The following is a 26,406-nucleotide window of genomic DNA, read 5'->3' on the forward strand; positions in this document are numbered from 1 at the left end:
CGGGGAACGGTGCCAGCCCTACCCTTGGCCCCTATGGACGCAAGCCTGACATGGCTCGCCTCCCTCCTGGGAAGTGAGGGGGACGAGGACGCGAGTTCGCCGCTGACCGTCGACGAGGTCGATGCCGCGCTGACGGCGGCCGGGTTCCCGCTCGACGGCGTCGAGCCCAGGGGCGACGACGCGCTGCTGGACGTCGAGGTGACCAGCAACCGGGGCGATTGCCTGTGCCACCTCGGGCTGGCGCGCGAGATCGCGGCGATCACCGGGCGGGCCGTCACGCCACGGAGCATCGGCGAGGTGCCGCGCGGCCCGGCGGTCGGCGAGCACCTGACCCTCGAGAACCGCTGCTCGGCGGGCGAGCGGCCCACGTGCCCGACGTTCACGGCCCACGTGATCCTGAACGCCACCATCGGTCCGAGCCCGGCGTGGCTGCGGGAACTGCTCGAAAGCGTGGGCCAGCGGTCGATCAACAACGCCGTCGACGTCACCAACTGGCTGAACCTCGAGCACGGCAACCCGAGCCACGTGTTCGATCTCGACCGGCTCGAAGGCCGGACGCTCGTCATCCGCGAGGCAACCGAGGGCGAGCCATTGGCGACGCTGGACGGCGCCTCGCGGAAGCTCGCCGCGGGCGAGATCGTGGTCGCCGACGCGGCCAAGGCGACGTCGCTGGCGGGCGTCATCGGCGGGGCCGACTCGCAGGTCGAGGAAGGTACGACGAACATCGTGCTCGAGGTCGCCACGTGGGACCCGGCCCGGGTTCGCGCCGCGAGCCGGCGCCACGCCGTGCGGACCGACGCGAGCCACCGGTTCGAGCGGGTCGTCGATCCACGGACGTGCTTGCCGGCTGCCGAGATCGCGGCCCGGCTCATCGCCGAACTGACCGGCGGCACGCTGTGCGAGGGCGCCCTCGTCGAAGGCGCACCGATGCCCGAGGGCAGGGCCATCACGCTGCGGCCGCAGCGGTGCTCGGCCGTGCTGGGCATCGAGACGCCCGCCGACGAGATGGTGCGGCTGCTGCGATCGGTGGAGATCGACGTGCGCGTGCAGGACGACGCGCTCGCGTGCACGCCGCCTCCGCACCGCGCGCACGACCTGGTGCGAGAGATCGACCTGATCGAGGAGATCGCCCGCTTGCGCGGCTTCGACGCCGTCCCGATGGCCCGGCGGCTGGCGATCAAGGCCCAGCCTCCGCAACCCGAAGAGCAGGCGATGGAGGGCATCGCCCACGCGGTGACGGCCCTCGGGTTCTTCGAGGCCGTCACGTTCAGCTTCACCAGCCCGGAAAAGGCGGCGCCGTTCCTACCGACGGGTGCGTCGCTCGTGAACGTCGACGACGATCGGCGCGGGGCCGAGCCGACGCTGCGGCCGAGCGTGCTGCCGAGCCTGCTGACGTGCCGGCGGGTGAACCGAGACGCGCAGGTACACCAGGACGGCGGCGTGCGTCTGTTCGAGGTGTCGGCGACGTTCTGGTCCAAGAGCGAGGGGACGAACGAGGAGTCTCGCAAGATCGCGCTGCTCGTCGACGCCGGCGGCGATGGACCCAAGGCCAAGGCCGAGGACGTACAGCACGGCGTGCGGGTCGTCAAGGCCGCGATCGAGTCGATGGTCGCCTTGTGCTACGGTCACGAGGCGAGGTTGCGCATCGAGACCGGCGGCGACTTGCCGGCCGCGATGGACGTGGCGAACGCGGGGCGGGTGTTCGTTGAGCACGAGGGCGGCTCGATCGATCTCGGGACCTTCGGGCTGCCCACGGGCGAGACGCTCGCGCTGTTCGATCTGCAGCGACCGGTGATCGTGGCTGAGCTCGAGCTCGAGCCCTTGCTCGTTGCCTACCCGCCCACGCCGAGGGTGAGCGCGCTCCCGGCGTTCCCGGGCATCGAGCGCGATCTGTCGGTCGTGGTGCCGCAATCAACGCCTTGGGCGCAGATCGAGTCGGCGGTCGAAGGGCTCGACCTCGATCGGCTGCGGGCCATCGCGTTCGTCGGGACGTACGCCGGCAAGCAGGTGGGCGAGGGCAAGAAGAGCGTGACGCTTCGGCTGGCCTTCCGCGACGACGATCGCACGCTGCGGCACGAGGAGGTCGATCCGCAGATGGAGCGGGCGATCGGGGCCCTGCGTGAAACGGTCGGAGCCGAAGTTCGGACCTGACTCAGTTCGCGACGATGTTGACGAGGCGGCCCGGGACGGCGATGACCTTCCTGACGGTCTTTCCGTCAAGGAGCGGCTTGATCTCGTCGTGAGCCAGTGCGATCGACTCCAGACGCTCCGCGTCGGCGTCGGCGGGTACCATGATGCGGGCCTTAACCTTGCCCAAGATCTGCACGGCGATCTCGACCTCGTCGTCGACGAGCTTGCTCTCGTCGTACTTGGGCCACACGCTGTCGTAGAGCGTCTGAACCTGCTGGCCGGCGTGGTCGACGCCGCCGAGGCGCTCGTGCAATTCGTCGGCCGTGTGGGGCGCGAAGGGCGCGAGCGTGGCGGCGACGCGCCGGGCCTGCTGCTGGGTAAAGATCGGGCCGTCGCCGGCCTTGCTCGTGGCCAGGTTGACCAGCTCGATCATCGCGGCGATGGCGGTGTTGAAGCTCAGGCGTTCGATATCGCCTTCGACCTTGGCAATCGTGCGGTGGAGCTGCTTGTCAACGTCTGCGTCGGGCTCGTCGGCCAGCCTGGGCTCGCCCGATTCCTCGTCGACGATCAGCCGCCACAGCCGCTGCAGAAAGCGGTGCAGGCCCATGATGTCGCGGGTGTTCCAGGGCTTGCTCGCCTCGAGCGGGCCCATGTACATCTCGTACAGCCGGAAGGTATCGGCCCCGAAGTCGGCGATCACGTCGTCGGGGTTGACGACGTTCTTGAGGCTCTTGGACATCTTGGCGATGGTCTGGGTGACCGTGTCGCCCGTCGAGCGCTCGATGTACCTCGGATCGTCGTCGCTGCCCACGTTCTCGACCTCGTCGGTCGGCACCAGCGTCTTGTCCTTGCGCTGGTACGCAAAGCTGGTGATCAGGCCCTGGTGGAACAGCTTGCGGAATGGCTCTGGCGAGTCGACGTAGCCGAGGTCGTAGAGCACCATGTGCCAGAAACGCGCGTAGAGCAGGTGTAGCACGGCGTGCTCGGAGCCACCGATGTAGAGATCAACGCCGCGGTCGCCCAGCCAATAAGCCTGGGCTTCCTTCGAGACGAGCGCATCGTCGTTGTGCGGGTCGGCGTAGCGCAGGTAGTACCAGCAGCTTCCGGCCCAACCGGGCATGGTGTTGGTCTCGCGATACACCACCGTTTCGGGGTCGAGTGCCGAGCAGCCGGCCTGACCTGCGGTGGTGCGGACCCAATCGGTCGCCTTGGCGAGCAGCGGCTTGGGATCCTCGCTCTCGGCCGGCTCGTAATCGGCGATGTCGGGCAGCTTGACGGGCAATGCGTCGGCATCGACGGGATAGTGATCGCCCGATTCGGTGAACACGATCGGGAACGGCTCGCCCCAGTATCGCTGGCGGCTGAAGAGCCAGTCTCGCAGCTTGAAGTTCGTGCGGCGGCGGCCGATGCCGGTCTCGTCGAGCCAGTCGGTGATCCGGGCCTTGGCCTGGCTCGTGGGCGCGCCGTCGAGCGACACGGTCGAGCCCTCGACCGTAGCCGTCGAGTTCGCGGCGTAACCGTTGCCGACGTAGGCCTGGCCCTGGCTGGCGTAGTACGTGCCACCGGCGAAGGTGTCCCGTAGCTTCGCAAAGTCGCCGTTGAAGAGGCTCTCGATCGTGTCGAGCCACTGGCCGCGGACGGCCCCGCGCCAACGCTCGGTGTCGGCCAGGTCGGCGGGATTCGCGCCGATCAACTCCTGCCGCTCCTCGGGCACGGGTCCCTCGCCGCGGCGGTTCAGTCGCACGTGGGTCAGGGCGTGGTCGAAGTCCTTCGGCACGACGTCGTTGCTCGTGACGTAGCCCAGCATGTCGGCAAGCGTGGTCTGCCAGGCCTCACTGTCGGTCTCGGTCTGCGTGGCGTGGGCGGCGTAATAGGCCATCGCCGAGATCGCCAGCGGATACACCACGTCGCGGATTGGCAGACCAAACTTCTCAGCGAACTCGAAGTCGCGGTCGTCGTGCGCGGGCACGGCCATGATCGCGCCATAGCCATAGCCCATCAACACGTAGTCGGCCACGTACACCGGCACGCGCTCGCTCGTCACCGGATTGATGGCGTGCAGCCCGGTGAAGACGCCCGTCTTTTCCTTGGCGGCTTGGCGGTCGACGTCGGCGGTGTTTCGCGCCTTCTCGGCGTAGGCGCGGAGCTCGTCGGCGGGCGTCTGCGGCCGGGGCGTGCGCAGGACGGCCTCGACCACCGGGTGCTCGGGCGCGATGACCATGAAGGTGGCGCCGAAGATGGTGTCGGGCCGCGTCGTGAAGACGCGCAGGGCCGGGGGCAGGTCGGCGTCGATCTCCGGATCGCTGGTGTCGACGTCCAGCGCGAAGTCGACCTCGGCGCCCTCGCTTTTGCCGATCCAGTGGCGCTGCTTGCCCCTCGTGTCCTCGGGCCAGTCCAGGCCGTCGAGGCCCTCCAGCAATCGCTCGGCGTAGGCCGTGATGCGCAGCATCCACTGCTTGAGCGGCTTGCGGAACACCGGATGGCTGCCGCGCTCGCTCTTGCCGTCGATGACTTCCTCGTTGGCCAGCACCGTTCCCAGCTTCGGGCACCAGTTGACCGTCTGCTCACCGACGTAGGCCAGTCGCTGATCGTCGATGACGGCTCGTTGCTCGTCGGCGGCGAGCTCGTGCCAGCGGCGGGCGATGCCCGGCTCGCCGCCCAGGGCCGTCAGCGTCTTGCTGGTTCGGCCGACGTGCACCAGAGCGCCGTCCCCACCGACGCGCAGATCGCCGCCTTCCAGCTCGGTGCGCAGCTCGGCGATGGGCCGGGCCTTGTTCAGCCAGGGATCGAACCACGAGTCGTAGAGCTTCAGGAAGATCCACTGCGTCCAGCGATAGAAGCCCTCGTCGATGGTCGCGACCTCGCGTGACCAGTCGTAGGCAAAGCCGAACCGCTGGAGCTGGCGGCGGAACGTATCGATCGTGCCGCGGGTGAAGCCGGCCGGGTGCTCGCCCGTGTTGATGGCGTGCTGTTCGGCGGGCAGGCCAAAGGCGTCCCAGCCCATGACGTGCAGGACGTTGTGGCCGGCCATCTTCTTGTAGCGGCCCAGGATGTCGGTGGCGGTGTAGCCCTCGGGGTGGCCCACGTGCAATCCGGCGCCGGACGGATAGGGGAACATGTCGAGCACGTAGAACTTGGGGCGGCTTGCGTCGAAGCCGCGCTCGCCCGGATTGGGCCGGTGGTAGACGCCGGCCTCGAGCCACCGCGCCTGCCACTTGGGCTCGATGGCGTTGGCCAGGGCCGCGTTGTAGCGGTGCGCGGGCGTCGTGGAACTGGTCGAAGCGGTCTCGGTCATGGTGGCCCTCGTTCGGGCCGGCATGGTAGGAACCCGGCGGGCGCCAGAGCCCCTCAGAAGCGGAACTGCAGGCCCGCGTACAGGCCCTGGTAGGACCCGTTCCACTCGAACTCGTTCACGCCACTGCCCTCGTTGAGCCGGAAGATCGTGCTGCGGTAGCCGATCTGCGCCCCGAAGTAGTCGACCGGCCGCCACTGGAAGCCCACGCCAATGTCCCAGCTGAACGCGCTGGCGTCGAACGGCCAGGCCCCGAAGTTCGTGTACAGGTCGATCGTGAGGTCCTCGAACATGCTGAAGCCGGCCTTGAAGCCCGCGTGCGGCTCGAAGAAGGTGCGGTCATCGGTGAAACGACCGCCCGTGTCGAGGTTCTCGATCTCGAACTCGAAGTCGTAGATGCGCACGCCCGCCTCGGCGTCGAGCCGGAAGCGCACCCGGTGTCCCTCGTCGCTCGTGCGCGGGCTGATGGGACGATCGACGATCGTGCGGGCAAGCCGAAGGTCGATCTGGGCGTAGGTGTGGGCAATGCTCGTGCGCTGGCCATCGGCGACCGAGAGCGTGCCGAAGGTCAGGTCTTCGTCGGCCGTGGCGATCTGTCCGTCGATGTCGTAGAACAGGCCGATCGCATTGATCCGCCAGGGGCCGTTCCGCAGGCTGATATCGAAGCCTGGCATCAGGCGGGGTGCGTCGAGGTTCAGGTCTTCGAGTTCGACCAGCGAGCCGCGCATCGAGCCACCCGGCAGCCTGATTTCGCCCGCGGGGGCGGTGAACCTTGCCATGGGCTCGATCTGGACGTTCCAGTCGACCCGGCGGCCTGCGTTCGGCGGGGGCTCGGCGATCGCCCCGGCCGCGTCGTCCTGGTGCAGGAAGCGGAGCGTCTCGGGAAGCCCGGCGGCGCAGGTCGAGGCCACGCAGGCCAGGCTTGCGAAGATCGGGATGGCTCGGAAGTGCCAGTTCACGCCGGCTCCTTGGCGTTGCGGGGAGGTTGACCGCACGCTCGTGCGGTGCGGGCGATCGGGCGCGCCCGAGCCGCAGGGTACCATGCATCTGTGATGCCAGCCGGCGCTTCCTGCTCATGACATCGACCGAACCCCCACAACCCGCGCACGACGACGACGGCCCGGTCGGAGAGGTCGTGGTGCTTGCCCCCGGGGCGACCGTACCCGGCTCGGCCTTGCGGTTCCGCCAAAGCCCGTCCTCGGGTCCCGGAGGGCAGAACGTCAACCGGCGCCACACGCGGGCCGAGCTCCGCGTTGGGCTGCTGGACATCCGGATGCCCGTTCGGGCACGCAAGCGTCTGCGGGAACTGGCCGGCGAGCGGATGACCGCCGACGGCACCCTCATCCTCACCAGCGAGAAGACCCGCTCGGCGCGCCGGAATCAGGAGGATTGCCTCGAGCGGCTCAAAGACCTGTGCCGCGAGGCGATGATCGAGCCCAAGCGACGCATCCCGACCCGGCCGTCTCGACGCTCGAATGAGCGGCGGCTCGAAGCGAAACGACAGAACGCTGAACGCAAGCGGCGACGCGGCGGGCCCGACCGCGAGGGCTGATCTATCCTCGCTTCGTGCTCATTCTCGCCATCGAAGCCACCAATCCGAACGTGCCCACGCCCGGCGTGTTGCTCGCGAGGGCAGAAGGAGACGCCCCGACCGCTCCGTGCCGCGTGCTGGCGACTCGGGCGCTGCATGCCTCGGGCCGCCACGACGACGTCCTCCTGCCTTCGATCGCCGGGCTCTTTGACACCGCCGCCGTCGAGCCCGCCGACCTCGACGAGGTCCTGGTCTCGATCGGGCCGGGCGGGTTCACCGCGACCCGGCTGGCTTGCGTCGGCGCTGCGGTCTTGGCCGAGGTAGCCGGCGCGCGGGTCCGTGCCGTCGAGACGGCACGCGTCGTCGTTGAGACCGCTTTGCAAGATAGCGGCTTCAAAGGTCCGCTCGTGGTCGCCATGGCTTCGAAGCGGGATTCCGCCTTCGTCACGAGGTTCGATCCCCAGAGCACATCGGCCCCGGGTCCGAATCGATCGATCGACGTGGCCGCGTTCGAGCGGTTGCTTCTCCCAGGCGATCGCCTGTTGTTTGAGGGCCATCTCCCAGATCCGATGCTCGAAATCGCCGCGAAGCTCGGCGTCGAAAGCGTTCCGCTTCGCCTGACGGCCGAGGGCCTCCTGGCCAGTCGGCACGCCGGCCGCACCGTGGCCACCGAGTTGCTCCGACCGCTTTATCCACGCGAGCCCGACGCGGTCACGCAGTGGCGCGAACGTTATGGGAAGGCGCCCGGGGACGAAAGATAACGCCGCGGAAGTGGTTTTCGGGCGTGATTTGTTGGCCTACATTGCGGATTCTTAGATCTGGGCGCAGATTGTTGCCCGCCCGGTGTGAAGTTGGGCAAAGTGTGCGCCGATAGCCAATCCGTCCGGTGATGTGTGCGGACGGGAGATACAGCGTGGCTTCTCAAGATCAACAACAGCCCGACTGGACCGAGAAGAAGGTCTTCACCACCGGCGAGGCCGCTTCGGTCTGCCGCGTCAGCCAGCAGACCATCATCCGTTGCTTCGACAACGGCCGGCTGCACGGCTTCCGCGTGCCGGGCTCGAAGTTCCGGCGGATTCCGCGTGACGAGCTGCTGCGCTTCATGCGAGAGAACGGCATTCCCACGGACGCGCTCGAGGGTTCGCGCCGTCGAGTTCTCATCGTCGATGACGATCCGCAGATCGTGGACCTGCTCCACGAGATGCTTCGCCGCGATACGAGGTTCGAGCTCGAGACTGCCTCGAACGGGTACGACGCGGGGCTGCTGACCGAGCGCTTCCGACCGCATTTGATCGTGCTCGATTACATGCTGCCCGACATCAACGGCGACGTCGTATGCGAGCGCATCCGAGAGAACCCCGATCTGCAGAATACGAAGGTGCTCTTCGTCTCGGGCGTCATCGAGAAGGATCGCATCGACCGGCTCCTTCGCGCAGGCGGCAACGGCTTCCTGAAGAAGCCGTTCACCGTGTCGACGCTGCTCGACGAGATCTCGCGGCTGCTCTCGCTTGCACCTGCGAGCTCGTGAACGTTTCCGCGAGCTGCGTCATGACCAAACCCGCACGCCCCGACCCAGACGAACGTTCTCAGCAGGTCGAGCTGGTGCTCCAGCAGATCGAGCAGCTCCCGACGCTCTCGCCCATCGCGCAGCGTGTGCTGCGGCTTGGCAGCGCCGCCGATGCCGACCTGACGGACGTGGTCCGCGTGATCCAGAGCGATCCGTCCCTGACCGGGCGCGTGCTCTCGATGTGCCAGCGCGCCGAACTCGGTCTGGGCGATCGCGTCACCACGGTCGAGCGTGCCGTCGTCATGCTGGGCTTCGAAGCGATCCGGGCGGCGATCCTGAGCGTGGCCGTGTACGACGCCATGTCTGCCTACGCCGGCCAACTCGAGGAACGGCCCGAGGCCGAGACGTTCCGGCACAACGCGTTCTGGCGGCATTGCGTTGCCTCGGCGAGCGCGGCCGACGAGATCGCCCGCACGCACCCCAAGCTCGGTGTCTCTCCCGATGAGGCATTCGTCGGCGGCCTCCTGCACGACGTGGGCAAGCTCGCCCTCGATCTCGTGCTGCCGCGCACGTACGGCAAGATCATGCGCCTGGCCGAAGAGCGCGGGCTCGCGGCGTCGGACGCTGCCAACCGCGTCATCGGGATCAACCACCACACGGCCGGCAAGCGGCTGGCCGAGCACTGGAACCTGCCCCTCGAGATCCAGGACTCCATGTGGCTCTATGGGCATCCGCCCGAGGCGATGGGTGAGCTACGCAACCGGTCGCTCGTCGGCATCGTCGGCGCGGCCCACCGGCTTTCCCGCGCGCTGCACGTCGGGTGGAGCGGCGAGTTCGACTCGGTGCCGCAGCTCGACTCGATCGCCTCGATCTATGGGCTCGAGCGCGCCAAGCTCGAACGCATCGGGGCCGGACTCCACGAGGCCGTCGCAGCGAGGTGCGCCGACCTGGGACTCGATGGACCGCACAGCCCCGGGCTCCTGCTCGAATCGATCTCGCAGGCCAACGCCTGGCTCGGACGTGCCAACGGGCGGCTCGAGAAGCAGGCCGACCTCGCGGGACGCTGCGATCGATCGCTCCGGGCAATCTCGGGATTCCTGGCCGACCAGCCCGGCGGCAAGGGACTCACGAGCACCGTCGCGGCGGCCGGCCGATCGGCCTCTGAAGCGTTCGGGGCCACCCGACTCGCGGTGCTGATCAAGCGCAGCCCCGCCGATCCATGGCGGCTCGATTGGCTGTCTTCGCGCGGCGAGACGTCCCGTGCGGCTTCGCTGACCGAGCCCGCCGGGGCCGACCGCGTGACCCAGGCGCTGATCGAGATCGGGCGTTCCCTCGACGCGCCGTTGTCGCTGACGCCGCTCGAATCATGGCTCGGTGGTTCGCTCGCCGGGCGCCTGGGTGCGGCCGACGCCATCCGCGTGCTCCCGCTGACGCCCGGACGCATCAACGACGCGCCCGCGATTGCGCTCCTGCACGACGGCATCGAGGCGGACGAGCAGCACCGGGCGCTCATCGACGTCTGGGCGTCGTCCGTCGCTGCAGCGGCGCGGCACGAATCGGCTCGACGGCTGGGCGAGCGACTCGCCGAGGCCAACCGAGCGCTCAGTGCCGCTCAGGATCGTCTCAGCGAGGCGCAGGCGATGGCCAGGCTGGGTGAACTCGCGGCCGGCGCAGCCCACGAGATGAACAACCCGCTCACCGTTATCAGCGGCCGGGCCCAGCTGCTCCACGACTCGGCCGGCGACGAGTCGATCCGCAGTGCTGCCGGTGCCATCGTCGGCGCGTCTCAGCTGCTGTCAGAACTCATTAGCGCGCTGCACATGTTCGCCGATCCGCCCAAGCCGATCGCCAAGCCGGCCGACGTCCAGGGCCTGACTCGGACGGTGGCACGGAGCGTTCGCGACCGCATGGGCTCGGGCCTTGACCTATCCATCGATGCCGCCGGCGCGCCGAAGCAGGCGATGCTCGACGAGGGACTGGTTCAACGCATCCTTACCGAATTGCTCGTGAATGCCGCCGAAACGGGCGCTCCCGCTACGCTCTGCGTACGCATTGATCCGCTCGACGAGTGCCTCGTCTTCGAGGTCGCCGATCGCGGCCCGGGATTGAGCGAGCGAGCCCTACGGCACGCGTTCGATCCGTTCTTCTCCGACAAGCCCGCCGGGCGACAGCCAGGCCTCGGGCTAGCGCGTGCCAGGCGGCTGGCCGAACTGATGAACGGCACATTGACCATTGCCAACGGTCGCGATCTCGGCGCCGTTGCGACGCTCTCGTTGCCATCTTCGATGCCATCTAACTCCATTCCCAACAGAGACTTCGGCACGAGCCAGCATCCCGAGGTCGTCGGCTAACGTCGCTCTCGCGACGATCCGACTGGATTGGCCTTTCGATGCGGTCGATCAAGAGGGCTGGACCAAGCGAGCGGGCCCACAGGAGGGGCCCGCCGGCGATGCGAGATTGCACGGAGAGCCCCTTCATGGCCCATGCCGCCCCAGACCCCTTCAATGATCCGTCCCGGGAAACGCCGCCGAGCACCCGGGCCTCGGACCGCCCAGGCCGCGTCGCCGTCGTTGCCGACCAGCGTGACGTGGCTCGGCTTCTGGCTTCACAGGCCAGAGCAGCGCTCGGTGTCGCGCCCGTCGTCGTCACCTTCGACGAGGCCGACGACCTCTTCGCTGCTCGCCCCGACCTCGTGCTCGTCGCGGCCGATGACGACGGCGTCCGCTGGCGCTCGCTGGCCCAGGAGTTCGAGGGCGTCTTCCGCATGGCGCTCGCTGCGTTTACCCCGACGATCGACGACGCGGCCGAGGCAATGCGGCTGGGCATGGCCGACCTGCTCGTGCTCGATGCGCCCAAGCGCGAACTCGCACGGCGCATCGGCGTGATGGTCGAACGCGCCCCTCGTCGCGGCGGCTCGACACCCAAGCCATTGACGCTGACCCCGACGCAGACCGAGGCAAACGACGTGACCGACACCGACCTGGTTACCGTCCGCGCAGAGTTCGGCGTGCTCGCCCGGCTCGAGCTCGACGTCGAGAGCCTGCTGCGGACGACGCTGGAGTACGTGCTGCACAAGATCGGCCCGACCAACGCGGCGGTGTTCCTACCCACCGCCGGCGAGGACTTCACGCTCGGCGCCTACGTGAACTACGACTGCCCCAAGGACTGCGTCGACATGCTGCTCGACCACGTTGCCGCTTCGGTGGCCCCGGCCATCGAGAACGACCCGGCGCTCCGCGTGCACCGCGGGGACGACGCGCTCGACGAACTCATGGGCGAGCACGCGGCCTGGCTGACCGGCTGCGAGGCCGTGACCTTCGCCGCCGAGCACGAAGGCGAGTTGCTCGCGGCCGTGGCGTTGTTCCGCGATGATCGGGATCCGTTCGATGCCGCGACGCTCCGCCGCCTGGGCGTGATCGGCGACATCCTGGCCCAGCAGCTCGCCCGGATCATCCGGGTGCACCACCGCCACATTCCCATGGACCAATGGGAAGAGAACGAAGGCCAGAGCGACGAGCCGCCGATGGCCGCCTGAACGAAGGCTCCGCCGGCGCGCCAACGGCGGTAAACTTGTGGCTGGAGGACCGCCCCGGACATGCACGTCCATCTCGACCACGAATCTCCCGCGAGCAACGACGACCCGGAGCCGGCGAGTCCCGCCGAAGAGCCCCCTGAACGGGCCCGGGGCCTGTCCGTCGACGTGACTGCGAGCCGCGAAGCCGCAAGCGACCTCGACCACTCGAAGCGAGCCTGGCTTGCCGACCACGCATCGCGCATCGGCGAGCGGCTCGACCTGGAGGGCGAGCTTCGCGTCCGGATCGTCGGCGACGCCGAGATGGCCGCCGCCCACGATCGGCACCTGGGCGACCCCACCACCACCGACGTGCTGACCTTCGATCTGGCCGATGGCAGCGCTGCACGCGGCGCACCGGTCGATGCCGACCTCATGGTGTGCCTCGACGAGGCCACACGCCGGGCCGCGGAGCACGGCCACGCCTTCGAACGGGAGCTGCTCCTGTACGTCGTGCACGGCCTCTTGCACTGCCTGGGCCACGACGACCACGACGAAGCGTCGTTCCAGCGCATGCACACGCTCGAGGACGAGTTGCTGGAGGCCGTCGGCGTGGGCGCCACCTTCTCGCCCGCCCGCGGAGGGAGCTCCGCATGAGCGCCATGGTATGGTTCTGGATCGCGGTGGCAGCCGCCGTCGTTGGTTGCGTCTTCGCCGTCCTGCATCAGACGCTTCGGCACGCCCACCGCGTGGCTGGCGAGGACTGGCTGCGTGGCATCGTCGATGATGCGAAACGGGCGCAGATCCGCTCGATCCTCGATCGGGCCGACGTCTCGGCCGGCGCCATCGCCCTGCCACGCATCGCCTTCAGCTTGCTGGTTCCGGTCGCGGTCGTCCTGCACATCGCGATGCTGCTCAAGCAACCCGACTCGGGCAACGGCGTCGAGGTTGGCTGGGTCTCGCTCGTGCTGGGCATCGCCATCGCGTCGCCGGTGCTCTGGGTCACCAACATGGCGCTGCCCGCGGCCATCGCCCGACACGCCTGGGGCCCGACGCTCCGCGCCACGGCTCCGATCATCCGCGGCCTGATGATCCCGCTCAAGCCATTTGCCGGGGCGTACTTATTCTGCGACGAGGTCGTCCGGCGACTGGCCGGGGCCGATAGCGACGACACCGCCGAGGCGGAAATCCTGAGCGCGGTCGAGCAGGCCGAGCGGTTCGGAGGCGTCGACGAGACCGAGCGCGACATGATCGAGGCGGTCGTCGAGTTCCGTTCGACGAGCGTCGATGAGATCATGACGCCGCGTACGGCTATCGAAGCCCTCGAGTACACCGACGACCTGGCCGAAGTGAAGCGATACGTCCGCGACAGCCACCACAGCCGCATACCGGTCTACCGCGACAACCTCGACACCATCGCCGGCTTCCTGTACGCCAAGGACCTGCTGAAGTGGCTGGCCGAGCCGGGCAACGGGCACGCCGAGCGCTTCAACCTGCAGGACATCCTCCGCACGGCCCTGTTCATCCCAGAGACGAAGACGGTTCGCGAGCTGCTCCGCGAGATGATCCAGAGCCGCGTGCACATCGCGATGGTCGCCGACGAGTACGGCGGCACCGCGGGCCTGGTCACGATCGAGGACATCGTCGAGGAAGTCTTCGGCGAGATCCACGACGAGTACGAGGATGCGCCCGAGGACGATCCCGAGGTCAAGATCGATGCGCAGCGGCGGACCGCCGAGATCGACGCGCAGATGCACATCGACGATGCGAACGACGCGCTCCGGCCGCTCAACGTCGTGTTGCCCGAAGAAGATGATTACGACACCGTTGGCGGCTTCGTGTCGACGCGGCTGGGCCGCATCCCCGACATCGGCGACGCATGGGTCGAGGGCGAGGTGCGGCTCATCGTGACCAGCGCCGAGCAGACGCGCGTACGGCGTGTGAAGCTCGAACTGGTGGGCGTGCCCGCCGCGATCGCGCAGGACGAGCCGACCCAGCCCGACGCCGACCAGGCCTGAACCGGTCCCTACTTGACTCCGCCGCCCGGTCGCGCTTTGCTCGGCCATGCGCATCATCGGCGGGCAGTACAAGCGGACGATCCTGAAGGGCCCGCCCGACAGCAAGACCACGCGGCCCCTGCCCGACCGCGTCCGCGAATCGATCTTCAACATGCTGCAGGGGCACATGGCCGAGGGCCCCACCGTCATGGACGCCTTCGCGGGCACGGGTTCGTTCGGCCTCGAGGCCATCAGTCGCGGTGCCGAACGGGTGGTGTTCGTCGAACGTGACCGCAAGATCCGCGAGATCCTGCGAACGAACATCGCCACGCTGGAAGCGACGACGACGTGCGAGGTCGTCGAGGGCGATGCGCTCGGGCCGCTGGCACTCGCGCGGTGCCCGAGCCCCGTCACCATCGTCATGATGGACCCGCCCTACCCCCTGGCCCGCGACCCGCAGGGCTGGCGCCGCGTGCTCGCCCAGGCCGGCAAGCTCGTGCAGAAGCTCAGCGACGACGGCTACCTCCTGCTCCGCACGCCCTGGCCCTTCCTGCAGCTGCCCGAGAGCGAAGCCCCCGAGCCCGAGCCCCGCCGCGGCAAGCGCAGGCCCGAGAAGGAAGAGGTCGTGTCACTGAACCTCGACGACGGCTCGCTCGACACCCAGGACATCGACGAGATCGAGGCGATGTTCGAAGCTATCGCCGCGGGCGAGGTGATCGAAGACGGCGACGATGGCCCGAAGTTCATCGATGGCCCGCTGGAGATCGAGGGGGCGGTCGGACCGGAGACCCACGAATATGGGACGACGGCGGTGCATTGGTATCAGAGGGAGGCATGAGTGGGTGTGTGCGGATCGATCGATTTCTACCAGACTTTCGGAGGTCGAAGCTCGCTCAAGCATCGACTTCAAGCAGTTGCAAGTATCACCGGATCAACTTCTGCCTGGATTGTCGTTCGTTCCAAGCTGCCATTCACTGAAGGCGAGCACGAGCGCAAGCCTGATGACTTCCATACTTGGACGATTGACGAAGTGTGTGCCATGCAACGCGGCATCGGAACGATGCGCGTGGAACTAGGCGGTCACCATGAATCTTGGGATCTCCACGAACACATCGCGCGAGACATTCCCGACGAGATCGCCGATGGCTTCTATCCATCAGCCCCCAGCGTCACGCTCGGCTGGCATCTCATCGATGATCTACCCTTGCCAGACCGTGGACCAGACCCAACGAAGAGGCATCTCGCACGATTCTCGCTCAGCCTCTTCGGCTATAGCTGCCCAAAGAACTGGGACGAGTACCGCAAACGCATCTTCGAGACCAACGCCATGCGAGAACTCGAAGCCCAGCTCGTGGAGGCCATCGGCCCCGTGAAGCGCGCGATAAGCTGGAGCGTGTAAGCCCACGCGGCGCACGAAGAACCCACGTCTTGCGACGTGGGCTCGTTGGATCCGATCGAGCTCGAGCGATCAGCCCAGCGCCGCGGCGCCCGACACGATCTCGTTGAGTTCGGTCGTGATCTGGGCCTGGCGGGCGCGGTTGAACTTGCGCTTCAGGGCCTTGCCCATCTTGCCGGCGTTGTCGGTGGCGGCCTTCATCGCCACCATGCGGGCGATGTTCTCGCTGACCACGGCGTCGTTGAACGCCTGGAACAGCGTGGTCTTCACCGTCTCGGGCAGCAGCTCGGCCAGCAGGCCCTCGGCGTCGGGGCTGAACTCGTACTGGGCCGAGAAGCCCTCTTCCTGCTTCTCGACGGCCGGGGGCTTGAGCGGCAGGAGCTGCACGACCGCCGGGCTCTGGCGGGCGACGGACTGGTACCGCATGTAGACGAGATTCACGCCCGTGATGCGGCCGGCCTCGAAGAGCTCGATGTAATGCTGGGCGAGTTCCTGGACGTCCTCGAACTCGGGGCGGTCGCCGAACTGGGTGTGGTGGCGGTAGACATCGACCCCGTTGAACTTCATGAAGGCCACGCCCTTCTTGCCGACCACCTCAACGCGGCCGGTGCTCGTGGCGCCGTCGGCTCGTAGCTGCTTGATGGCCGTGCGGAGGACCGAGCCGTTGTAGGGGCCGCAGAGGCCGCGGTCGCTGGTGATGACCAGGGTGAGCGGGCGGGCGTCGTCCTTGAAGCCGCCCTCGGGGCCCTCGATGAGCGGGTGGCTGACGTTGCCCGCGGTGGCGGCCAGTTCCTGGACGAGCTCGAAGATGCCCTCGGTATAGGGCTTGGTCGCCTCGGCCCGGCTCTGGCTCTTGGCGAACTTGCTCGTGGCGATCATCTGCATCGTGCGGGTGATCCGCTGGATGTTCTTGACCGCCTTGATGCGCTTCTTGATCTCACGGGTCTTGGCCATAGGCGGCGAGTATAGGCGGATCGGGGCTGGCCCAGGGCCTGCAGAGGGGACCCGAAGATGCCCGTACAAGCCCCGATTTTCGGTGCCGCGTGCCTACGTCCGAATTCGCCACCGTCGGCGTGTGCACCTCGAGCGCCGTCGCCCAGTCGATCTCCGTCGCCAACCCCGGCTCCGGAGTGCCCGCCCGATCCCCCGCAAGCTTCCTGGTGGACGAGCCCGACGGCTCAAGCGGCGGGCCTTCGGGCTGCGTCGGCGGCTTCGTTCCGACGGTCGTGTCCCTTGACCACACCGCGCCGCACGGCAACCAGATTGGCTCCACTAATAGCGGCATCTTTGAGCAGACCCTCACCGCCACTATCCCGCCGGACGGGGAGCACGTGCTGATGGTGGACGTGGTCTACGGGCCCGGCTTCGTCGGTACCTGCAAGGTAGGGCTGACTGCCGGCGACACGGTGGTGGGATCGACGAAGACAGGCTCTCGCCTCCGGAGGGCGACTCGCTCGTCTCGGTGCTGGCGTTCAAGCCACAGGTCGGGCACCCCCACTCGGGCCAAGCGTTCACGATCCGCCTGAGCGGGCCAGCGAAGGTCAACGTCGGGAACGCACGCAAGACGACGTGCCGGGCCGACCCGGACGGTGACGGCGTGCTACCGATCCTCGGCCTCCTGGCTTTTCAGAACACGTTCTACGCCGGCCGTAGCGAACGCTACAGCTCCCGATACTTGTCGATCTTCTCTCGCACCCCGTGCGGGTCCTTGACGTCCTTCATCGTGATCTCAACTCCGGACTGGCCGCTGCTGGAGATCTCGAGCTTGCCGACGTTGAAGACGCGGTCGATGAAGCTCTGCTTGACGGCGATGTTTCGGATGTTGTCGTGCAAGACCTCGCTGGTCGCCCGGCTGAACAGGCCGTGGCTCTCGGTCGTGCGTTTCGTCGTGATCTCCAGCGACGCGCTGAGCTTGAGCAGGTACCACACGAACATCGTGATGGCCGCCGCTACGAAGACCAGCAAGCAGATGATCAGCCAGAACGTGTCGCCCGGCCACAGCGGCTCCTTGCGTACGGCGGCATAGAGCGCCAGCACGCCGGCCGCCGTCATGACCAGCACCAGGCCGATGAACGAGAAGGGCCGGGCCCGGAACATCGCCGGCCGCAGCTTCAGCACGCGGACCTCGGGGCCGAACTCGCTGGGCAGGCCGGCGGCGGCGGCGCGATCGACCCGCTCACGCGTCTCGGACTTAGGCGAGTCGGGTCTGGGCGAGTCGGGCTTGGGTGCCTCGATCCGCGGTTCCTCGGGCTTGCGTTCGTCCATCGCGATCCCCCTGCGGGCAGTGACTTCGTGCCTTCCCGCAGTGTAGGGCTCGCTGGGCGCACGCCTCGGGCGGGCTATCGGCCGAGGAACTCGCCGACCACCCGCAGCGGCTCGATGTTGTCGCAGGTGATCTTGATGGCCGACATGATCGGCACGGCCAGGAAGATGCCCGGGATGCCCCACATCCAGCCCCAGACGATGAGCGAGACGAAGATGACCACCGGGTTGAGCACGAGCCGCTTGCCCAAGATCATCGGCGTGACGAAGCTGCCCTCGATGGTCGTCAGCGTGTAGTACACCGCCGGCACCAGCAGGATGTAGCCCACGCTCTCGAAGTTGGCCGCCGCGACGATCGCCACCGCCAGCACGCCGATGATCGCCCCGCCGAAAGGAATGAAATTCAGGACCGCCGCCGCGATGCCCCACAGCATCGGATTGGGCACGCCCAGCAGCCACATGGCCGTCCCGATCGCCACGCCCAGCCCGGCGTTGATCAGCGTGATGGTCAGGAAGTACATCGCCACGTCGCTCTGCACCTGGTGTACCACCTCGACGGCCAGCTTCTTGTTGGCAAACTTCGGGATGACGCGCACGAGCTTGACCAAAAACAGGTCGTCGGCGGCTAGCAGGAAGTACAAGAGCCCGAGCGTCAGGAAGGCGTTGGCGCCGATGTACCAGGTCTGGCCGAGCAGGAACGGGGTGATCGTGGCCTTGCGGACGCGGACGTCGACCGCGTCCTCGCTGCCGTTGTCTTTGGCGATGGCCTCGACCTGCTCGCTCGCCTCGCGCAGGCCCTCGACGCGTTCCTTCAGTCCGCGAAACTTCCGCTCCATCTGGCGCATCTCGCCGGGCATGTCCTGCAGCCAGTTCGTGGCAGGCGTGCTGAGGTAGTACGTCCCCAGGCCGGCCACGCCCACGAGCGTCGACAGCACGATCGCCGCGCCCAAGGCCGAAGGTACGCGCAAACGGTGCTTGAGCCACCGCACCGCGTGCCCAAGCATGACGGCGAGCAGGATCGCCAGCACCATGGGCACCAGGATGGGCCGCGCCGCATAGATCGCCGCCAGCAGTGCGAGCACGAACAGGCCCGTGAGCATGAACGAACGCACGTCCATCGGCCCGGCCAAGAGCTTGCCGAGCTTGGTGATGTCGGGGCTGGCCTCGGTCCGTTCGGCTGGCCCGTCCTGCTCACGCTCGTGCGTGCTGTCGATCTCGTCGTGCGTCACCGCTTCGGCGCTCCAGGTGGGGTCGAGCGCAGGATAGGAAACGCATCACTCGCCCGGTCGACTCCGGTCTGGTTGGATCGCACCGTCGGCGGCTCGCCGGCCAGCGCCCGGGAAGTCGGTAAACAGCCCCGCGACCCCGTATTCGTGGAAGAAACGGGCCATCGCCCGCGGCTCGTCCTTGAACGTGTACGGATACAACATGAGCCCGAATTCACGCGATTGAGCGAGCAAGGGCAGAGGCTCGCCCGTGTCTTCGTCTTCGAGCAGCTTGCGACTGGGGCCCAGCCCGTGGCAGAACCCGGCGGCGCGCTCGAGGTCGGCGTCGCTCGGTTCCTCCCCCAGCAGCCAGACGAGCCGGACCAAGCAGCCAACCTGTTCGAGGCGCTCGAGCGCGTCGAGATCGAAGCACTGGATGATGGCCGGATCGTCCTCGGCCTCGTATCCGTTCTCAACGAGCGTCGCCAATACTCGCAGCTCGACGCTGTGGCCGTGATTGCGATGGAATTCGGGCCGCTTGGGCTCGGGGATCACGCCGACCGGGGTCCGCCCATCCTCGCCGCCGATCGCGTTCAGCCGGTCGACCAGCCGCAGGAACTCCTCGAACGTCGGCACCGCCCCACCGACCTCGCCACCCGCTCCCGCGTACGTCACCCGCAGCGTGCGTACTTCTTCGAGCGTGAAGTCGATCCAGTACCACCTTCCGTCCTCACGCGCCCGACCGGGGAATCGCTCGGCCACGTCTGTCACGCGCTCCATGTTCACGTCGTGCGCGCAGATCGCAACGCCGTCCTTCGTCAGCACGACGTCGGGCTCGAGATAATCCGCACCCATCGACCATGCGAGCGTGTACGCCGCCAGCGTGTGCTCGGGCAGGTGGCCAGAGGCACCGCGGTGGGCGAGGACGAGGGGGCGGTCGTCGGCGGCCGGTGCAAGACCCGTGGATGCGAAGGAGAGAACGGCAATCAGGATGCAAGTCGGGCAACGCATGCTGGCAGCATAGAACGCACACGCGTTCCGCTGGCCGCCTTCACCACATCTTGACACGTCGGTTCAAGGCCGACCGCGTTCGCCGAGCACGAGCTGCATGTACCGCTCGCTGGCGGAGTGGCCATGGACGCGCATTGCGTCGGGCTGCACGCCCCAGGTCATAAAGCCCAGCGACTCGTACAGCCGGCGGGCCGCCTGGCTCGGTTCGCTGACGCTCAGTTCGATCAATTCGACGCCGGGCCAGCCGCGCGCAACGTCGATGATCGCGAGCAGGACGCGCCTGCCGAGCCCGCGGCCGCGGTACGCCGGGTCCGTCCACACGCTCACGATCGACGCCGCGTGGGCCTGCTTCGGTCGGGTCGTTCGAAAGAGCCGGGCCGTCGAAACGATGGCGTCGCCATCGATGGCGCCGACGTACGCCCAGCCGTCGTCGGCCAGCAGCTCGCGCGTCTGCTGGCGTGCCAGATCAAGGTCCTCCGCCGGGGTCGAACCGAAGGACCACGGCTCTTCATGGAGCATGCGCTGGCGGACCTTGACGTACGCCTCGGTGTGCTCGGGTCCGAGCCGGCAGACCTCGATGCCATCGCTCTCGGGCGCCATCAGAACTGTTTGAGGAATCGCAGGTCGTTCTCGAACAGCATGCGGATGTCGGGGATGCCGTACTTGCCCATCGCCAGCCGCTCGATGCCGAAGCCCCAGGCGAAGCCGCTCCAGCGCTCGGGGTCGATGCCGCAGGCCTCGAGCACGTTCGGATCGACCATGCCGCAGCCGCCCAGCTCGATCCACTTGGGCTCGTCGCCGGGCCTGAGCGCAATCATCATGTCGAACTCGGCGCTGGGCTCGGTGAAGGGGAAGAAGCTGGGCCGCAGGCGGATCTGCGCGCCCTTCCCGAAGTACGCCTCGGCGAACTGGAGCAGCGTCGTCTTGAGGTCGACCATCGACACGCCCTCGTCGACGTACAGGCCCTCGAGCTGGTGGAACATGAACGAGTGCGTCGCGTCGACGGTGTCGGGGCGGTACACGCGGCCGGGGCTGATGACCTTGAGCGGCGGGCCCCAGCCTTCCTTCACGGCCCGTTCCATCGTGCGGATCTGCACCGTGGACGTCTGGCTGCGGAGCATGCGCGGGCGCTCGCTCTTGGCCGGGTCATCGACGTAGAAGTTGTCGATCGGGTCGCGGGCCGGGTGGTCGGCCGGAATATTGAGCTTGACGAAGTTGTGCTCGTCGTCCTCGAGTTCGGGGCCGCTGGCGACGGCGAAGCCCAGCCGCGCGCACACCTCGACCAGCTCGCTGCGGACCTGCATGAGGATGTGCCGCCGCCCGAGCGCGCTGGCCGTGTGCAGCCCGGGCTCGGTCAGATCGACGATCGCCCCCCCGCTCGCGCCCCCACCGCCCGAGAGTGCCGCCTTGCGGCCCTCGAATGCCTCCTCGAGCGCCGTCTTCACCGCGTTGGCCTTCTGCCCCGCCGCCGGCTTCTGCTCCTTCGGCACGTCCTTCATGCCCGCCATGGCGGCCTTGAGCCGGCCCTTGGAGCCCAGGAACGCGACCCGCCAGGCCTCAAGGGCCGCGGCATCGCCCACGCTCTCGAGCTCAGCCAGCCCGTCGGCCTGGAGGGCGTCGAGGGTGGCCAGGAAGTCGATGGCGGTCTGGGGCGTCTCGCTCATGGGAGGTCAGGGTAGGTGGATACGCCCGCATCGGGCCGCCGGGAGCCACTCGTGGCGAGCCGGTTGGCGAGCCCGGGGGAGCTCTGGACGTGCCCGGAGCACCTCCGGGCGTCCACGGAGGAGCTCCGAGCGCGTCAGGAGGAACTCCCGGTGCGTCGGGAGGAGCTCCCGGCGCGTTAGAAAGAGCTCCCGGCGCGCCGGGAACTCTTCTCGGGGGTGCCAGGGCGGTTTCTCCATCGGACCGGGCTCGGCGGGCGTTCTCGGGCGGCAGTCGCTGACGCTGTGACCCGGCCGTGTGTACTGGGATTCTCCGTTGACACGATGGATTGCTTTTTATATCTTGCCCTCGATCGACGGCACGGCGCCGGAGTCAGGGAGATCGAGATGGGATGCTGGAAGGTGCGCCGCACCGCGCTGCTGTCAGTATTGGTTGCCCTGGGCCTCACCGCCCCGTTCAGCTCGGCTCAGGGCGATGGTGCCTGCGGTGCAGATGCCTACTCGGGCCGCCTCTCGCCGGGTCCATTCGGTGCGACCGATCTCGTTCTATCCGATTTTACGGGCGATGGCCGACTCGACGCGGCCATGCCCGCTCGAGATTCTCAAGCGGTCACGGTCTTCCCGGCCGACGGCCCCCACGGGTTCGGGGCGGGCCTGACGCGGAGCGGCGTAAGCGGCGCGTTCCGACTGGCGTGCGGCGACCTGGACGGCGATGGCGACATCGACCTGGCCAGCACGGCGAGCTTCCGCGGGGTGTTCTGCGTCTTGCTTAACAAGGGCAATGGCTCGCTCGCCGAGCCGATTTTCTTCGGTTCGGGCGTCACGACGTTCGATGTGACGCTTGCCGACTTCGACGGCGACGGCGACTTGGACGCCGCGTTGCCCGGAGCGAGCCGCGATGAGGTGTACGTGTTCCTCAACGACGGCGTTGGCGGCTTCGATGAGCAACGCACGTTTGCCGTGGGTGACGAGCCTAGCAAGCTGGCCGCCGGCGACCTGGATGGCGACGGTGACGCCGACCTGCTTGTCGTGCATTTTCGCAATCAGCGCATCGCGCTGCTCAATGATGGTGCGGCCAACTTCGCCATCGGCGACGTCGGCGCGGCCGGGGTAAGCTCTCCGAACCGATTCGAGCTGGCCGACCTTGACAATGATGGCGACCTGGATGGCATCGCTACGGGCGCCAGCGTCGAGCAGGTGCTCTATCGCAACGACGGTGATGCGGTCTTCACGATCGAGACCTGGCGTGCGGGCGGGTTGATCAGCGACATCGGCATCGGCGACGTCAACGGCGACGGGCTGCTGGACATCGTCGCGTCCCATTCGGGCACGTTCTCCACCCCGGGCACGAGCCTGCTGGTCAATGCGGGCGATGGCACGTTCGAGCCAGACATCATCGTGGGCCAGAGCCCAAATGCGTTGGTCGCCCTTGGCGACACCGACGGGGATGGCCTGCTCGACGCCGTGGCGGCGACGCCCTCCATGACCGTGCTGCCCAACGAGCTGCTGCGAACGGGCCGGACCACATTCGAGCTGTACGACACGGCCAATCGCCTTGGGAGCGTCCACGCCACGGACATCGACGGCGACGGCGACGTGGACGTGCTCGCGCCGACGCAAGCCCCCGTCGATGGCGTCCTGGTCATGCACAACGATGGCTCGGGCGCGCTCCTGCCGCCGGTCGTGTTCCGGGCCGGCACGGATCCCGTGCACCTGGCCGTGGCGGACATCGATGGCGACGGCGACGCGGATGTAGCGCTGGTCAGCCGCGAGACGCGCACGATCACCATGCTGAAGAACAGCGCCGGCACGCTCGCCCAGGACAGCACCATCGTGCTGAGTGGCTGGCCATTGCGCGCGGCCCTGGAAGACGTCAACGGCGACGGCTTCCCGGACGCCATCGCGACGCTGGAGACAACCAACCAGGTCGCCGTGGCGCTCAACACCGGCACGGGGCGGTTCGGTCCTCGGAGCATGTATGGCGTGGGCCAAAGACCTTCCGGGCTGGCGGTGGGCGACGCCGACGGTGACGGTTGGTTGGACCTCCTGGTGACCAATCCCATCTCGCAGGACGCCAGCCTGCTGATCAACGACGGATCCGGCGGGTTCCAGGTCGAGCAGCGCCTCGACGTCCGGTTCACTCGGTATTCCGATGCCCGCTTGGTAGATCTTGACGGCGACGGTATCGTCGAAGCTGTGTTCGCGGGCAACAGCTGGGGCTTCTTACGCGGGCTGGGTGACGGCGCGTTTGGTCCGCTGGAGAGTCAGTTCAGCGGTTTGCGGGGTGTATCGCTCGACACGGGCGACGTCGATGGCGATGGCCTGCTGGATGTCGCCCGGCCCTCGTCGGTTGCCTTCCAGGCCGCCGACGGTTTCGGCACGGGCATCGCGTATGCGCCGCAGCTTGGCGACTGGGTCGCGCTGGCCGATCTCACCGGCAATGGCCGTCTGGATCTGATTTCCTCGCAATCTGGCGACAGTGAGATCTACGTCTTGCGCAATCGATGTGCCGTTGCCGCATGCCCGGCCGACCTCGACGGCGACGGCGAGCTGACCATCTTCGACTTCCTGGCGTTCGGCAACCTCTTCGACCTGATGGACCCGCGCGCCGACTTCGACGGCGACGGCGCGTTCACGATCTTCGACTTCCTGGCGTTCCAAAATGCGTTTGGCCTCGGCTGCCCGTAGCCAGCTGGCTCACGCGCCAACCACCTCGTTGCGCAGCACGCCCAGCCCCTCGATCTCGACCTTTACCACGTCGCCCGGCCCGAGATACCTCGGCGGCGTACGCGCGGCACCGACGCCGCTGGGGGTGCCGGTCAAGATGACCGTGCCAGCCGGCAGCGTGGCGCCCTGGCTCAGGCGGCTGACGACCTCGGGCACGGCGTAGATCATGTCGCGGGTCGAGGCATGCTGCACGACCTCACCGTTCAGCCGCGTGGTGAGCGAGAGATTGGTTGGGTCGATGCCCTGCGCGGGCGTGAGGCTCGGGCCGAGCGGGCAGAACGTGTCGAAGCTCTTGCCGCGCACGAACTGGCCGCCGCCGCCGTGCTTCTGCCACCAGCGAGCCGAGACGTCGTTCGCGCAGCAGTAGCCCAGCACGTAGCCGAGCGCCTCGTCGACCGACACGTCGCGCGCTGGCGTGCCAATCACGACCGCTAGCTCGCCCTCGTAGTCGACTTGTGGGCCGCCGGTCGCCTCGTCGACGCAACACGCAGGTAATGCGATCTCGTCATCATGCAGAATGATCGACGCCGGACTCTTCGCGAAGACGGTCGGGTGCTCGGAACTACCGCTCGCGCTGGTCGCCGCGGCCGCCGATGCCATCTCTCTGGCGTGCTCGCCGTAGTTGCGGCCGATGCAAGCGATCCAACGCAAGGGCAGCGACCCCGCGGGTGTCAGGACAGACGCGCCGACGTCATCACGGACCAGTTCCATCGTCGGTACCTACGCAGGATCTTCCGACCGCGTAAGCAAAAAGAAAGCTCCGACGCACCCGGGGGGTGGACGCGTCGGAGTGGGATGCTGCTCGCCCGGCACGCCTTGGATCGGCCGGGCAAAACAGCAAGGAGAGAGAGGGGGTTTGAATCGACTTGGTGAGAAGCGGGCGAGGCCGCGATCAGCCAGGCAGGATCACCGAGTCGATGACGTGGATGACGCCGTTGCTCGTCTCGATGTCGCTGTTGATCACGTTGGCGCCGTCGATGGTCAGGCGGCCGTCCTCGATGCCCACGCGGACGGTGTCGCCCTGCAGCGTCTCGGCCCGCTGGGCGCCCACGGCGTCGCGAGCGTACACGCGGCCCGACACGACGTGGTAGGTCAGGATCTTGGTCAGCGTCTCGCGGTTCTCCGGCCGGAGCAGCTCCTCGAGCGTGCCCTGGGGCAGCTTGCGGAACGCCTCATCGGTCGGCGCGAACACGGTCAGGGCGTCATCGCCAGTGAGCGCACTCGTCAGGCCGGCGGCCTCGATGGCCTTGGCGAGGATGGTGAAGCGGCCATCGCCGGTGGCGACCTGCGCCAGGTTCTTGGTCTCGGGGATGATCACGCTGTCGATGACGTGGATCACGCCGTTGCTGGCGTCGACGTCGGTCGCGATGATGCGGGCGTTGTCGACGAAGGCGCCCCGGTCGTTCTGCGAGAAGTCGATCCGCTGGCCGTTGAGCGTGGTCGCATCGTTGCGGCTCAGCACCTTGCTGGCCGGCAGCTCGCCGCTGACGACGTGGTAGGTCAGGATGCTGACGAGCTTCTGCTTGTTCTCGGGCTTGAGCAGGTCGTTGATGGTGCCCTCGCCCAGCTTGGCGAAGGCCTCGTCGGTCGGGGCGAACACGGTCAGCGGGCCGCTGCTGCTCAGGGCATCGGCCAGGCCGGCAGCCTGGGCGGCGGCAAGGAGCGTCTTGAACTGCCCGGCCTCGGACGCGACGCCGACGATGGTGTCGTCCGACGCGTTGTTGGAGACCATGGTGACGGCCTGCGTCTCGTTCTTCTCGTAGCCGCAGGCGCTCTGGCAGGAGTCCTGCTTGGCGCCGCTGGGCGCGGTGCCCAGGGCAAAGGCGGCGGTGGCGAGGCCGGCGACGGCGGCGATAGTCAGGGCGGTGGTCTTGCGAGTCATGATCGGTGTCCTCCTTCGGGGGGGAACGTCGTTGTGCGGCGGTGCCCGCTCGCGGGCGTTGCCTTGGTGAATGCTCAACACCGCAGATCCCCGTGTTGCCACCATCCGTCGCAGCCCTAATGCCGGCACCCCGAGCCGGTTTGTGCTCACAAACGGCCTTCACGCGATGCCAGGGGCGATTTGACCGGATCGGCCATCAGGACTCTCCGCATTGCGGATCGCGGGGATACCGACGGCCACGCGGGCAAGTCTGGGGGCGACTTTTTCGTGATTTTGGCGACGGAGGTCCGCCAA

At 67.8% G+C, this 26,406-nt stretch carries 21 protein-coding genes and 1 pseudogene; 11 read left to right on the forward strand and 11 right to left on the reverse strand.

Annotation, left to right across the window (positions count from 1 at the left end; all coding sequences use genetic code 11):
* The first annotated feature begins 33 nt into the window (after positions 1–33).
* A complete protein-coding gene (gene pheT, locus RIA68_03495) occupies positions 34–2,151 on the forward strand; it encodes a phenylalanine--tRNA ligase subunit beta (GenBank protein ID MEQ8316499.1) in 2,118 nt (705 codons plus the stop codon).
* A 1-nt stretch (position 2,152) separates the two neighbouring features.
* Here the strand turns inward: pheT and RIA68_03500 are convergent, their stop codons facing one another.
* The 3 genes and pseudogenes from RIA68_03500 to RIA68_03510 form a co-directional block, all read right to left on the reverse strand.
* The gene (locus RIA68_03500; GenBank protein ID MEQ8316500.1) at positions 2,153–4,828 is read right to left on the reverse strand and encodes a class I tRNA ligase family protein; all 2,676 of its coding nucleotides are present in this window, start codon (positions 4,826–4,828) and stop codon (positions 2,153–2,155) included.
* Between the two features lie 99 nt (positions 4,829–4,927).
* Positions 4,928–5,449 (reverse strand): annotated as a pseudogene (locus RIA68_03505) (class I tRNA ligase family protein).
* A gap of 29 nt (positions 5,450–5,478) precedes the next feature.
* Entirely contained in the window at positions 5,479–6,381 is a 903-nt protein-coding gene (locus tag RIA68_03510) for a hypothetical protein (GenBank protein MEQ8316501.1), read from the reverse strand.
* A gap of 116 nt (positions 6,382–6,497) precedes the next feature.
* Between RIA68_03510 and arfB the strand changes: the two genes are divergently transcribed.
* From arfB to RIA68_03555, 9 genes are all read left to right on the forward strand, one after another.
* Positions 6,498–6,974, forward strand: a complete 477-nt coding sequence (arfB, locus tag RIA68_03515; GenBank protein ID MEQ8316502.1) for an alternative ribosome rescue aminoacyl-tRNA hydrolase ArfB — start codon at positions 6,498–6,500, stop codon at positions 6,972–6,974.
* Positions 6,975–6,988: 14 nt separating this feature from the next.
* A complete protein-coding gene (tsaB, locus tag RIA68_03520) occupies positions 6,989–7,714 on the forward strand; it encodes a tRNA (adenosine(37)-N6)-threonylcarbamoyltransferase complex dimerization subunit type 1 TsaB (GenBank protein MEQ8316503.1) in 726 nt (241 codons plus the stop codon).
* A 152-nt stretch (positions 7,715–7,866) separates the two neighbouring features.
* Entirely contained in the window at positions 7,867–8,481 is a 615-nt protein-coding gene (locus tag RIA68_03525) for a response regulator (GenBank protein MEQ8316504.1), read from the forward strand.
* Positions 8,482–8,501: 20 nt separating this feature from the next.
* Positions 8,502–10,811 (forward strand): HDOD domain-containing protein, encoded by a 2,310-nt coding sequence (locus RIA68_03530; GenBank protein MEQ8316505.1) that lies wholly within the window; start codon positions 8,502–8,504, stop codon positions 10,809–10,811.
* A gap of 125 nt (positions 10,812–10,936) precedes the next feature.
* Positions 10,937–11,995 carry a hypothetical protein gene (locus RIA68_03535; protein ID MEQ8316506.1) on the forward strand — a complete coding sequence of 353 codons (1,059 nt, stop codon included), beginning with the start codon at positions 10,937–10,939 and terminating at the stop codon, positions 11,993–11,995.
* A 60-nt stretch (positions 11,996–12,055) separates the two neighbouring features.
* Positions 12,056–12,628 (forward strand): rRNA maturation RNase YbeY, encoded by a 573-nt coding sequence (gene ybeY / locus RIA68_03540; protein MEQ8316507.1) that lies wholly within the window; start codon positions 12,056–12,058, stop codon positions 12,626–12,628.
* On the forward strand, positions 12,625–13,989 hold the full coding sequence (locus RIA68_03545) for a hemolysin family protein (protein ID MEQ8316508.1): 1,365 nt from the start codon (positions 12,625–12,627) through the stop codon (positions 13,987–13,989). The genes ybeY and RIA68_03545 overlap by 4 nt, the downstream gene beginning before the upstream one ends.
* 46 nt (positions 13,990–14,035) lie before the next feature.
* On the forward strand, positions 14,036–14,806 hold the full coding sequence (locus RIA68_03550) for an RsmD family RNA methyltransferase (GenBank protein MEQ8316509.1): 771 nt from the start codon (positions 14,036–14,038) through the stop codon (positions 14,804–14,806).
* Positions 14,807–15,367 (forward strand): hypothetical protein, encoded by a 561-nt coding sequence (locus tag RIA68_03555; protein ID MEQ8316510.1) that lies wholly within the window; start codon positions 14,807–14,809, stop codon positions 15,365–15,367. It begins immediately after the preceding gene.
* 69 nt (positions 15,368–15,436) lie between these two features.
* Here RIA68_03555 and atpG read toward each other — a convergent pair whose 3' ends face one another.
* From atpG to pheS, 6 genes are all read right to left on the reverse strand, one after another.
* Positions 15,437–16,318 (reverse strand): ATP synthase F1 subunit gamma, encoded by an 882-nt coding sequence (gene atpG, locus RIA68_03560; protein ID MEQ8316511.1) that lies wholly within the window; start codon positions 16,316–16,318, stop codon positions 15,437–15,439.
* A 705-nt stretch (positions 16,319–17,023) separates the two neighbouring features.
* The gene (locus RIA68_03565; protein ID MEQ8316512.1) at positions 17,024–17,629 is read right to left on the reverse strand and encodes a PH domain-containing protein; all 606 of its coding nucleotides are present in this window, start codon (positions 17,627–17,629) and stop codon (positions 17,024–17,026) included.
* 74 nt (positions 17,630–17,703) lie between these two features.
* Positions 17,704–18,855 (reverse strand): AI-2E family transporter, encoded by a 1,152-nt coding sequence (locus RIA68_03570; GenBank protein ID MEQ8316513.1) that lies wholly within the window; start codon positions 18,853–18,855, stop codon positions 17,704–17,706.
* 45 nt (positions 18,856–18,900) lie between these two features.
* Positions 18,901–19,842 carry a glycerophosphodiester phosphodiesterase family protein gene (locus RIA68_03575; protein MEQ8316514.1) on the reverse strand — a complete coding sequence of 314 codons (942 nt, stop codon included), beginning with the start codon at positions 19,840–19,842 and terminating at the stop codon, positions 18,901–18,903.
* 63 nt (positions 19,843–19,905) lie between these two features.
* Positions 19,906–20,442, reverse strand: a complete 537-nt coding sequence (locus tag RIA68_03580; protein ID MEQ8316515.1) for a GNAT family N-acetyltransferase — start codon at positions 20,440–20,442, stop codon at positions 19,906–19,908.
* The gene (gene pheS / locus RIA68_03585) at positions 20,442–21,506 is read right to left on the reverse strand and encodes a phenylalanine--tRNA ligase subunit alpha (GenBank protein ID MEQ8316516.1); all 1,065 of its coding nucleotides are present in this window, start codon (positions 21,504–21,506) and stop codon (positions 20,442–20,444) included. Before pheS ends, RIA68_03580 begins: the two co-directional genes overlap by 1 nt.
* A 384-nt stretch (positions 21,507–21,890) precedes the next feature.
* On the opposite strand from pheS, the gene RIA68_03590 reads away from it, so the two are divergent.
* Positions 21,891–24,191 carry a VCBS repeat-containing protein gene (locus RIA68_03590; GenBank protein MEQ8316517.1) on the forward strand — a complete coding sequence of 767 codons (2,301 nt, stop codon included), beginning with the start codon at positions 21,891–21,893 and terminating at the stop codon, positions 24,189–24,191.
* 9 nt (positions 24,192–24,200) lie between these two features.
* On the opposite strand, the gene RIA68_03595 is transcribed toward RIA68_03590, so the two are convergent.
* Positions 24,201–24,941: a fumarylacetoacetate hydrolase family protein gene (locus RIA68_03595; protein MEQ8316518.1), complete on the reverse strand. Its 741-nt coding sequence runs from the start codon at positions 24,939–24,941 to the stop codon at positions 24,201–24,203.
* A 181-nt stretch (positions 24,942–25,122) separates the two neighbouring features.
* A complete protein-coding gene (locus tag RIA68_03600) occupies positions 25,123–26,112 on the reverse strand; it encodes a fasciclin domain-containing protein (protein MEQ8316519.1) in 990 nt (329 codons plus the stop codon).
* Positions 26,113–26,406 lie beyond the last annotated feature (294 nt).

Source organism: Phycisphaerales bacterium (genome assembly GCA_040217175.1).
Taxonomy (GTDB): domain Bacteria; phylum Planctomycetota; class Phycisphaerae; order Phycisphaerales; family UBA1924; genus JAHCJI01.

What these genes read in the sequence shown, in the direction of transcription:
- RIA68_03535 (MEQ8316506.1), top strand. Translation starts at nt 10,937, where the DNA reads ATGGCCCATGCCGCCCCAGACCCCTTCAATGATCCGTCCCGGGAAACG.
- ybeY (MEQ8316507.1), top strand. Translation starts at nt 12,056, where the DNA reads ATGCACGTCCATCTCGACCACGAATCTCCCGCGAGCAACGACGACCCG.
- RIA68_03590 (MEQ8316517.1), top strand. Translation starts at nt 21,891, where the DNA reads ATGGGATGCTGGAAGGTGCGCCGCACCGCGCTGCTGTCAGTATTGGTT.
- pheS (MEQ8316516.1), bottom strand. Translation starts at nt 21,506, where the DNA reads ATGAGCGAGACGCCCCAGACCGCCATCGACTTCCTGGCCACCCTCGAC.
- atpG (MEQ8316511.1), bottom strand. Translation starts at nt 16,318, where the DNA reads ATGGCCAAGACCCGTGAGATCAAGAAGCGCATCAAGGCGGTCAAGAAC.
- pheT (MEQ8316499.1), top strand. Translation starts at nt 34, where the DNA reads ATGGACGCAAGCCTGACATGGCTCGCCTCCCTCCTGGGAAGTGAGGGG.
- RIA68_03550 (MEQ8316509.1), top strand. Translation starts at nt 14,036, where the DNA reads ATGCGCATCATCGGCGGGCAGTACAAGCGGACGATCCTGAAGGGCCCG.
- RIA68_03575 (MEQ8316514.1), bottom strand. Translation starts at nt 19,842, where the DNA reads ATGCGTTGCCCGACTTGCATCCTGATTGCCGTTCTCTCCTTCGCATCC.
- RIA68_03530 (MEQ8316505.1), top strand. Translation starts at nt 8,502, where the DNA reads ATGACCAAACCCGCACGCCCCGACCCAGACGAACGTTCTCAGCAGGTC.
- RIA68_03580 (MEQ8316515.1), bottom strand. Translation starts at nt 20,442, where the DNA reads ATGGCGCCCGAGAGCGATGGCATCGAGGTCTGCCGGCTCGGACCCGAG.
- RIA68_03545 (MEQ8316508.1), top strand. Translation starts at nt 12,625, where the DNA reads ATGAGCGCCATGGTATGGTTCTGGATCGCGGTGGCAGCCGCCGTCGTT.
- RIA68_03600 (MEQ8316519.1), bottom strand. Translation starts at nt 26,112, where the DNA reads ATGACTCGCAAGACCACCGCCCTGACTATCGCCGCCGTCGCCGGCCTC.
- RIA68_03565 (MEQ8316512.1), bottom strand. Translation starts at nt 17,629, where the DNA reads ATGGACGAACGCAAGCCCGAGGAACCGCGGATCGAGGCACCCAAGCCC.
- RIA68_03595 (MEQ8316518.1), bottom strand. Translation starts at nt 24,941, where the DNA reads ATGGAACTGGTCCGTGATGACGTCGGCGCGTCTGTCCTGACACCCGCG.
- arfB (MEQ8316502.1), top strand. Translation starts at nt 6,498, where the DNA reads ATGACATCGACCGAACCCCCACAACCCGCGCACGACGACGACGGCCCG.